Source organism: Peribacillus sp. SIMBA_075, assembly GCF_046534585.1.
In genome coordinates, this window is record NZ_JAWRYN010000884.1 from 1 (window position 1) to 261 (window position 261).

The 261-nt window shown below is 39.5% G+C and carries 1 protein-coding gene and 1 pseudogene; both read right to left on the reverse strand.

The features are described 5' to 3' along the window. A pseudogene (rplF, locus tag SB775_RS30790) lies at positions 1–101 on the reverse strand (50S ribosomal protein L6); the annotation flags it as partial. A gap of 32 nt (positions 102–133) precedes the next feature. Then, the coding region (gene rpsH / locus SB775_RS30795) for a 30S ribosomal protein S8 (RefSeq protein ID WP_410865058.1) at positions 134–261 on the reverse strand (128 nt) is incomplete at its 5' end.

Below are 261 nucleotides of genomic sequence, written 5' to 3' on the forward strand. Positions count from 1 at the left end.
AATTCACCTTTAGGGCCTTTTACTGTTACAGTATTGTCTTCTGCAACTGTAATAGTAACACCTGCAGGGATTTCAAGAATCTTTTTACCAATACGAGACATGTGGTCACACCTCCGTTCGTTTTAAATATATATTACCAAACGTATGCTACTACTTCTCCACCAGTTTGTAATTGACGAGCGTCTTTGTCTGTCATTACTCCCTTAGATGTAGAAACAAGAGCGATACCTAATCCGCTAAGTACACGTGGTACTTCATCAG